Source organism: Parvibaculum sp., assembly GCF_049672805.1.
In the GTDB taxonomy this organism is placed as follows: domain Bacteria; phylum Pseudomonadota; class Alphaproteobacteria; order Parvibaculales; family Parvibaculaceae; genus Parvibaculum.
This window is the reverse complement of sequence record NZ_JBATWS010000339.1, coordinates 1-7,402: the sequence shown is the minus strand read 5'-3', so window position 1 is coordinate 7,402 and position 7,402 is coordinate 1. Positions and strand designations below refer to the sequence as shown.

The window sequence follows — 7,402 nt, the reverse complement described above, 5'->3', positions numbered from 1 at the left end:
TTGCCGCGCTGCTGCGCCGCGGCGACTGACCCGCTTCTTCCGCACGGACAAAAAAAGGCCGCCTCTCGGGGCGGCCTTTTGATTGCGTGAAGCGAGGCGCAGGTCTCGCTCAGTTCTCGTCCATCTTGAGGGCCGAGATGAAGGCGTCCTGCGGAATCTCGACGCGGCCGAACTGCAGCATCTTCTTCTTGCCTTCCTTCTGCTTGTCCAGAAGCTTGCGCTTGCGGCTGATATCGCCGCCATAGCACTTTGCCGTCACGTCCTTGCGCATGGCCGAGATGGTTTCGCGCGCAATGACGCGACCGCCGATCGCCGCCTGAATCGGAATCTTGAAGAGGTGCTTCGGGATCAGTTCCTTCAGCTTCTCGCACATGACGCGGCCACGCTGCTCCGCGCGGGAGCGGTGGACGATCGTCGCCAGCGCATCCACCGGCTCTTCATTGACGAGGATCGACATCTTCACCAGTTCGCCCGGCTGATAGCCTTCGATCTGGTAGTCGAAGCTCGCATAGCCGCGGCTCACCGATTTCAGCCTGTCATAGAAATCGAGCACCACTTCATTGAGCGGCAGGCGATAGACAAGCATGGCGCGTGAGCCCGCATAAGTGAGATCGATCTGCGTGCCGCGCCTGTCTTCGCAGAGCTTCAGCACGGCGCCCAGAAACTCGTCCGGCACCAGGATCGTCGCGCGGATCCATGGCTCTTCAATATGGTCGATGCGGGTCGGGTCCGGCATGTCTGCCGGGTTGTGCATCTCCTTCACCGTGCCATCGACCATGTGCAGCTGATAGATGACCGAAGGTGCCGTGGTGATGAGATCAATATTGAACTCACGCTCCAGACGCTCGCGAATGATTTCGAGATGGAGCAGGCCCAGAAAGCCGCAGCGAAAGCCGAAGCCCAGCGCCGCGCTCGTCTCCATCTCATATTCGAAGCTCGCATCATTGAGACGGAGCTTGCCCATCGCGTCGCGCAGATCTTCGAACTCCGCTGCATCAACCGGGAAGAGGCCGCAGAAGACAACCGGCTGTGCGGGCTTGAAGCCCGGCAGCGCCTCGGCGCAGGGACGTTTTTCCTCCGTCACCGTGTCGCCCACACGCGTATCGGCGACTTCCTTGATGGAGGCGGTGAAATATCCGATCTCACCCGGCGTAAGGCTCGCCACCGTTTCCTTTTTCGGACGGAAGATGCCGACCTGATCGATGGTGTAGGTGCCGCCCGTGCCCATCATCTTGACGCGCTGGCCCTTCTTCAACTCGCCATCAATGATGCGCACCAGCACCACGACGCCGAGATAGGCGTCATACCAGCTATCAACCAGCATCGCCTTCAGCGGCGCGTTTGCATCCCCCTTGGGGGGAGGCAGGCGCTTCACAATGGCTTCCAGCACATCGGGAATGCCGATGCCGCTCTTCGCGGAAATCTCCACCGCTTCCGAGGCATCAAGGCCGATCACATCCTCGATCTGCTGGCGGGTCCGCTCCGGGTCCGCAGCCGGCAGGTCGATCTTGTTCAGAACCGGCACGATCTCATGGTTCACATCAAGCGCGTGATAGACATTGGCGAGCGTCTGCGCCTCCACGCCCTGACTCGCATCCACCACCAGCAGCGAGCCTTCGCAGGCTGCAAGCGAGCGGTTGACTTCATAGGCGAAGTCCACATGGCCCGGCGTGTCGATCAGGTTCAGCTCATAGGTTTCGCCATCGGCAGCCTTGTAATCAAGCCGCACGGTCTGCGCCTTGATGGTGATGCCGCGTTCGCGCTCGATATCCATATTATCGAGCACCTGCTCTTTCATTTCGCGCGCGCTCAGCCCGCCGCAAAGCTGGATGAGGCGGTCGGCCAGCGTCGATTTGCCGTGGTCGATATGGGCGATGATCGAGAAATTGCGGATATGGGAGAGATCGGTCATGGGGCCTTCTATGCTCGGGAAGGCCCATATAGCACTGGCGAGGGTTCAAGCCAATTGCGGCAATTGGGACGCACTCAGCCCTGCCAGTCGGCCTTGCGCTTTTCCATCCAGGCCTTCACCCCTTCCTTGTAGTCGGGATGGCGGATCATCTCTTCCAGCAGACGCTCCGCCGTAGCGACGGCGGTGGCGGCGTCCCGATGGAGATCGGTGTAAATCTGCCGTTTCGTCTCGCGCAGCGAGCCGGGGGACACGCCATCGGCGAGCTTGCGGGCATAATCCATCACATGGGGCATCAGCTCTTCAGGCGGGAGCAGTCTGTTCAGAAAGCCCATTTCCATCGCCTCGTCCGAGGTGAAAACCCGGCTTGAGAGCAAAATGTCGTTTGCATGGGTCAGCCCCACGATCCGGGGCAGCACCCAGGAAAGGCCGAACTCTGCAGGGAAATTGAACCGGCCATGCGCCGCCGTGAACTTCGCACCGGGCACGGCAAAGCGCAGATCCGCAAAAGCCGCCAGCACGAGGCCCACCCCTGCGGCAGCACCATTTATGGCGGCGATGACAGGTTTCGTCAGGCCGAAATGATAGGCGAAGGTCGCATCGAACTCGGGCGCCACGCCGAAGCCCGGCCTTGCGATGTCATCCGTGGTGCCGGAATCATAGCGACCCTTTTCGGAATGGCCTTCAAGCGCCGCCATATCGGCACCCGCGCAAAAGGCACCGCCTTCGGGATCGCCCGTGACGATGAGGACCCGGACGGCAGGGTCCTTGTCCGCCTCCGCGAGCACAAAGCGGTACTCGGTATGCATCCGCCCCGTCCAGGCGTTGCGGCGCTTCGGGCGCGAAAGCGTGACTGTGGCGATACCATCCGTCAGTTCGTAGCGGATCGTCTTCAGTTCCACGACGTCGCCCTCCCCGTTCGGCGCAGCTATTTGCGAAGCGAGCCGCCTGTCGCCTTTTCAACCGCTGCGATGATCGCCTTTGATACCGCGTCGATTTCCTCATCCGTCAGTGTCTTTTCGACAGGCTGAAGCGTCACTTCAATGGCAAGCGACTTCTTGCCCTCGCCAAGCGAACCGCCTTCAAAGAGGTCGAAAAGCGACACATCGACGATCAGCTTCCGGTCGGCACCGCGCGCGGCGCGAAGCACCTGATCTGCCGTGACCTTCTCGTCCACGATGAAAGCGAAATCGCGCCGAAGCGGCTGGAGATCGGACAGGGTGAGCGGCGGCTTTGCCTTTGTGGGCTTGCGCTTCGGCTCCGGTATCGCGTCCGGGAAAATCTCGAAGGCAACGATCGGGCCTGCCACATCCATCACATTAAGCACGCGGGGATGAAGCTCGCCGAAATAGCCGATCACATTCTTCGGGCCGAGGCGGAAGGTGCCCGAGCGGCCCGGATGATACCAGGACGGCGCATCCGCCGTGATCTGGAAGCTCGCGACCGACGCCCCGAGGGCGGCAAGAAGCGCTGCCGCATCTTCCTTCGCATCCATCGCCTCGACGGGACCGGCCTTGCCCTGCCAGTGGCGGCCTGCGCCTGCCGGTCGTGCGGTGCCGCGCCGGATGCCGCTTGCCGCAAGCACCTGCCCTGAAGGCTCGTCATTTTCAAACTGCTGGCCAACTTCGAACATGGCGATGTCCGGCATACCGCGCGCCATGTTGCGCCCCGCAGCCGCAACCAGACCTGCGAGCAGGCTTGGCCGCATATGGCTCATCTCGGCGGAGATCGGGTTTGCGAGTTTAAGCGCAGGCGCGCCGCCACCGAACAGCACCGCCTGATCTTCGGGAATGAAGGACCAGTTCACCGCTTCCACCATGCCGCGCGCAGCAAGGGCGCGGCGCGCGAGACGGTCGCGGCGCTGGCGCGCGGAGAGAACGGGTTTTGCCACCGCGTGAATGCGCGGAAGGGCAACCGACTTCACTTCGGACAGACCATGCACGCGCACGACCTCTTCCACGAGGTCTGCCTCGCCATCCACATCCGGCCGCCATGACGGCACGGTGACGGAAAGTTTCGCGCCCGCCTCGGCAGCAGCGAAACCAAGTGCTGAGAGAATCCGCACGGCTTCCTGTTTTTCAAGCTCGAGGCCCGTGAGCTTGCCGATGCGGCCCGTATCGAACTCGATCACCTTCTTCGTATCAGGCACCTTGCCCGCAACAACGACATGCGACGGCTCGCCGCCGCAGATATCGAGGATCATCTTCGTTGCGAGTTCGAGGCCCGGCACCACAAAAGCGGGATCAACGCCGCGCTCGAAGCGGTAGCGCGCATCCGACACGATGCCGGTATCGCGGCCTGTGCGCGCGGTGCGATAGGGATCGAAATAGGCGCTCTCGACAAAGACATCGACCGTGTCTTCGGTTGAGCCGCTTTCCTCACCGCCCATGACGCCGCCAAAGCCGAGCACTTTTTCATCATCGGCGATGACGCAGTAATGCGGCTCGACATCATAGGTCTTGCCATCCAGCGCGAGGAGCTTCTCGCCCTTGCGGCCAAGGCGCGCGCGGATATGGCCCTTGAGTTTCGAGGCGTCATAAACATGAAGCGGACGCGCGCGATCAAGCGAGATGAAATTGGTGATATCGACCAGCGCATTGATCGGGCGAAGGCCGACCGCCTTCAGCCATTTCTGCAACCATTCCGGCGACGGCCCGTTCTTCACGCCGCGAATGAGGCGACCTGCGAAAACAGGGCACGCTGCTGCCGCATCCGCGGGGAAGTCGAGTTCGATGCCGATGGGGCTGTCAAAGCGTCCTGCAACCGGCGAGAGATCGCCTTCGCGCAAACGGCCAAGTCCTGCGGCGGCAAGGTCACGCGCGACGCCATAGACACCGAGACAATCCGGGCGGTTCGGCGTGATCGCGATTTCGATGACGGGATCGTTCTGGCCGAGCACTTCCGCTGCGGGCGTGCCGACTGCGAAGTTGCCTTTCAGATCGATGATGCCTTCATGGTCTTCCGACAGTTCAAGCTCGCGCTCGGAACACATCATGCCGTTTGATTCGACGCCGCGAATCTTGGTCGGCTTCAGCACCATGCCATTGACGGGAATGGTGGCACCGGGCGGTGCGAAAATGCCGGTCATGCCGGCGCGCGCATTGGGGGCGCCGCAGACCACCTGCAACTGCTTCACTTCGCCTTCAACCAGCGCCTCGACCTTCAGCACCTGAAGCTTGTCGGCATCGGGATGCGGGGCGGCTTCCAGCACTTTCGCAACGGAAAAGACGGAAAGCTTTTTTGCCGGATCATCCACGCCCTCCACTTCGAGGCCGAGCATGGTGAGCTTCTCGGTGATCTCGTCGAGCGTCGCGTCGGTTTCAAGCGGCTGCTTCAGCCAGGAGAGAGTGAACTTCATGATGAGAGCCCTCCCGAAAGCGTCGGCACATCGAGCGCGGCGAAGCCGTAATGACGGAGCCAGCGCAGATCGGATTCAAAGAAGGCCCGCAGATCAGGAATGCCATATTTCAGCATGGCAATCCGGTCGAGGCCCATACCGAAGGCAAAGCCCTGATATTTTTCCGGGTCGATGCCGGAAGCGCGCAGCACATTCGGATGGACCATGCCGCAGCCGAGAATCTCCAGCCAGTCCTCACCCTCGCCGATGCGGATTTCATTGCCGAGACGCGCGCAGCGCACATCAACTTCCATCGACGGCTCGGTGAAGGGAAAGAAGCTCGGGCGCATGCGCAGTTCCACGCCCTCCACCTCGAAAAAGGCGCGGAGAAATTCTTCCAGCGTCCATTTCAGATGGCCGAGATGCGTCACCTCATCAATGACAAGGCCTTCGATCTGGTGGAATTGCGGCGTATGCGTCTGGTCGCTGTCGCAGCGATAGGTGCGGCCCGGACAGATGAAGCGAAAAGGCGGCTTGCCCGCTTCCATGGTGCGCACCTGCACGGGGCTTGTATGCGTACGGAGCAATTTGCGCGCGCCCGTTTCATCCGGCTCGAAATAGAATGTGTCGTGCATTTCGCGCGCGGGATGACCTTCGGGGAAGTTCAGCGCGCCGAAATTATAGTGATCCGTCTCGATATCCGGCCCCTGCTCCACGGCGAAGCCCATATCGGCGAAGATCGCCACCACTTCGTCCCAGACCTGGCTCAGAGGGTGGATGCGGCCAAGCTCCAGAGCGCTTGCGCGCACGGGCAACGTCACATCGATCTTTTCATGGGCGAGGCGTGCTTCGAGGGCTGCCTGATTGAGCGCCTCCTTGCGGGCGGCGAGCGCCTCCGTCAGCCGGTCCTTGAGGCCATTGAGCTTCGGCCCCATTTCCTTGCGCTCTTCCGGCGACATGCCGCCCAGACCTTTCATCAGGTCGGAGACGCGGCCCTTCTTGCCAAGTGCTGCCACGCGCACGGCTTCGAGCGAGTCGATATCCGCCGCATTGGCAATCGCGGCGGTGAATTCCGCTTCGAGCTTTTCGAGACTGGCGCTGTCGGTCATCTTCTCACCGGCTTCTGATCGTTCTGCGAAAACACGTTTCTCCCATGCCACCCGGCGCCTGCGGATGCAGGCTCTCGGGCGACATGAGGGAAACGGCGTGCGAACGAATATATCGACCGGCGATCCGCCTCACCCCCGAGAATGGCCCGCGCAAAGATACGCGGGTCCCGGACGGGTGACGGGCTCTGGCCTGGCTTCGCAGCCCTTACTGCAGGGCGGCCTGTGCCTGGGCAACCAGAGCCTTGAAGGCCTCGGGCTCATGGATGGCGAGATCGGAGAGCACCTTGCGGTCCACCTCGATGCCAGCCTTGGCGAGGCCGTCGATAAATCGCGAATAGGTCAGGCCGTGCTCGCGGACACCGGCGTTGATACGCTGGATCCAGAGCGCACGGAAATTGCGCTTCCGCGTGCGGCGGTCGCGATAGGCATATTGGCCGGCCTTCTCCACCGCCTGATTGGCCGCCCGGAAGGTATTCTTGCGGCGGCCATAATAGCCTTTTGCCTTCTTGATGATCTTGCGGTGCCGGGCATGGGCGGCGACGCCCCGTTTTACGCGCGACATGAAACTTCTCCTTGAAGTAGAGGGACCTTATTTCAGGCCGTAAGGCGCGAAAATCTTCACAATCCGCTTGGTATCCGGCTCGGCAACGAGGGTCGTGCCGCGCAGATTGCGGATCTGCTTGTTGGTCCGTTTGATCATGCCGTGACGCTTGCCGGTCTGGCCGCGCTTCACCTTGCCCGTGGCGGTGAAGCTGAAACGCTTCTTCACACCACTCTTGGTCTTCAGTTTGGGCATTTTGCTCTCCGTCTTTTGGGAACCCGCCGTTGAAGACCCTGAATTCATTGAAGAATTCCGGAAGATCGGCAGGTCCGGGTCATGGCATTACGAGCGGTCACGGCATGCCCTACAGGCCGGACCACCCAGAAGTGGCGGATTTATAAGGGAAAAGGCAGGAAGGTCAAGCGCGGGTAGTGGGTCAGTTTCAAATTTGATCCCGCTTTTTGTAGGGACCGCGCTTCGTCGGCTTCTCGGCTTCCTTCGCCTCA

Annotated in this window: 6 protein-coding genes; all 6 read right to left on the bottom strand. The window is 61.4% G+C overall.

All coding sequences use genetic code 11. The features are described from left to right. Positions 1-109: 109 nt before the first annotated feature. The 6 genes from lepA to rpmI all read right to left on the bottom strand — a co-directional run bounded on the left by lepA (position 110) and on the right by rpmI (position 7,151). The gene (gene lepA, locus WBF74_RS10780; protein WP_424439401.1) at positions 110-1,912 is read right to left on the bottom strand and encodes a translation elongation factor 4; all 1,803 of its coding nucleotides are present in this window, start codon (positions 1,910-1,912) and stop codon (positions 110-112) included. A gap of 74 nt (positions 1,913-1,986) precedes the next feature. Next, positions 1,987-2,811, bottom strand: a complete 825-nt coding sequence (locus WBF74_RS10775) for an enoyl-CoA hydratase-related protein (protein WP_424439398.1) — start codon at positions 2,809-2,811, stop codon at positions 1,987-1,989. Between the two features lie 26 nt (positions 2,812-2,837). Continuing rightward, positions 2,838-5,267: a phenylalanine--tRNA ligase subunit beta gene (gene pheT / locus WBF74_RS10770; protein WP_424439396.1), complete on the bottom strand. Its 2,430-nt coding sequence runs from the start codon at positions 5,265-5,267 to the stop codon at positions 2,838-2,840. After that, complete coding sequence (gene pheS, locus WBF74_RS10765) at positions 5,264-6,355, bottom strand: phenylalanine--tRNA ligase subunit alpha (RefSeq protein WP_424439394.1); 1,092 nt, start codon at positions 6,353-6,355, stop codon at positions 5,264-5,266. Before pheS ends, pheT begins: the two co-directional genes overlap by 4 nt. A 205-nt stretch (positions 6,356-6,560) precedes the next feature. Further along, positions 6,561-6,917 (bottom strand): 50S ribosomal protein L20, encoded by a 357-nt coding sequence (gene rplT, locus WBF74_RS10760; RefSeq protein ID WP_424439391.1) that lies wholly within the window; start codon positions 6,915-6,917, stop codon positions 6,561-6,563. 27 nt (positions 6,918-6,944) lie between these two features. Continuing rightward, positions 6,945-7,151, bottom strand: coding sequence for a 50S ribosomal protein L35 (gene rpmI / locus WBF74_RS10755; protein ID WP_293212873.1), 207 nt, complete (start codon positions 7,149-7,151; stop codon positions 6,945-6,947). Positions 7,152-7,402 lie beyond the last annotated feature (251 nt).

Excerpts from the sequence above, each read along its gene's own strand:
- rpmI (WP_293212873.1), bottom strand. The coding sequence starts at position 7,151 with ATGCCCAAACTGAAGACCAAGAGTGGTGTGAAGAAGCGTTTCAGCTTC.
- lepA (WP_424439401.1), bottom strand. The coding sequence starts at position 1,912 with ATGACCGATCTCTCCCATATCCGCAATTTCTCGATCATCGCCCATATC.
- pheS (WP_424439394.1), bottom strand. The coding sequence starts at position 6,355 with ATGACCGACAGCGCCAGTCTCGAAAAGCTCGAAGCGGAATTCACCGCC.
- pheT (WP_424439396.1), bottom strand. The coding sequence starts at position 5,267 with ATGAAGTTCACTCTCTCCTGGCTGAAGCAGCCGCTTGAAACCGACGCG.
- rplT (WP_424439391.1), bottom strand. The coding sequence starts at position 6,917 with ATGTCGCGCGTAAAACGGGGCGTCGCCGCCCATGCCCGGCACCGCAAG.